Source organism: Breznakia sp. PFB1-19, from assembly GCF_029893935.1.
Lineage (GTDB): Bacteria > Bacillota_I > Bacilli_A > Erysipelotrichales > Erysipelotrichaceae > Breznakia > Breznakia blatticola.
On record NZ_JARXXJ010000057.1, the window covers coordinates 1 to 1,356 of the forward strand.

Sequence of the window (1,356 nt, forward strand, 5' to 3'; positions counted from 1 at the left end):
GGCAGTGTCAATAATTTTGTGTAAACGTCACAGTAGAGTCTAATTGTATCGTTTATCGAACATGTCATTGATTTCTGCTTGTACTACTCCGAACCCTTTATGGATTCGTGTAGAAAATCGTCTGTTGTAGTCCATCATGTAGTCACATACAAATCGGTCAAGAGAATCCTCATTTGGAAATTGCTCTTTACGTTTAGTATTACGCTTCAATTGTTTATTCATCCCCTCAATGAGATTTGTCGTATAAAGACTGCTTCTAATCATTTCAGGGAATTCATAAAAACTGAATAGTGATTGATTATCCGATAGTGATTTAATCACCTTTGGATATCGACTCTTGTATTTATCTTTAAAAACTTCAAGATGCTTTTGTGCTTCAACTTCGTCTTTCGCTCTATATACCGGTTTTAAATCATCAAGAACTTCTTTCTTATCTTTGGCACGAACGTTTCTCGAAACACTTCGTTGAACATGTACCCAGCAAGCTTGATGTTTTGCTTTTGGGTAAACAGATAAACAAGCATTCGCCAGTCCAGATAAACCATCAGTTACGAAAAGAAGAATTTCTAGCGTACCACGTTGCTTAATGTCTTCAAGCATTTCTTTATAGTTTTCGCTTGATTCTTGGGGGTATAGTCGGTAATCTAGTACCTCTTTAGTTCCTTCAGGAGTAATCCCAATTAGTATATGCAACGCTTCTTTAGAAACGCTATCGCGTCTGACGTTAATCATTGTGGCATCGCCATAAACAACAGTGTAACGCTTGTTCAGTTTTCTTGAGTGAAAAGCTTGTACGTGTTCTTCAACCGCCATCGTTATGTTTGAAATGGTTGCTGGCGAATAAGCATGGCCATACATCTTATCAATAAGATCAGCGATTTCAGCGGTGGTTACACCTTTAGAATACAAATGAAGAATCGCTGTTTCTAAATCATCAGTTCTTCTCGCATACGGTTGAATAGTTTGTTGGTTAAACTCACCATTACGATCTCTAGGTATCTCTACCTTGATAGTTCCATATTTAGTTTCGAGGTCACGAGTGTAAAATCCGTTACGCGAGTTACCTGAATTGTAACCTCGCACATCATGCTTATCGTAGTCAAGGAAAGCTGCAAGTTCAGTTTTAAGTAAGTAATTGATCTGATCTTGAAGTTCATTGCAAATGATTTGGTCAATACTTAAACCTTGAGATAGTGCTTTGTAGATTTCTGTGCTAAAATTGTTCATGGGTAGTCGTCCTTTCGAATATTGTTTAGTCACAATTAATTCTACTAGGAACGGCACCCTTTTTCTATATTAACCATTTCTCATGGTTTGGTGGTTCAAGGAGTTTACACAAGATATTTTACACTACCA

At 37.2% G+C, this 1,356-nt stretch carries 1 protein-coding gene; it reads right to left on the reverse strand.

Annotation, left to right across the window (positions count from 1 at the left end; genetic code table 11):
- Positions 1–39: 39 nt before the first annotated feature.
- Positions 40–1,227, reverse strand: a complete 1,188-nt coding sequence (locus tag M2098_RS11540; RefSeq protein ID WP_280684643.1) for an IS256 family transposase — start codon at positions 1,225–1,227, stop codon at positions 40–42.
- Positions 1,228–1,356 lie beyond the last annotated feature (129 nt).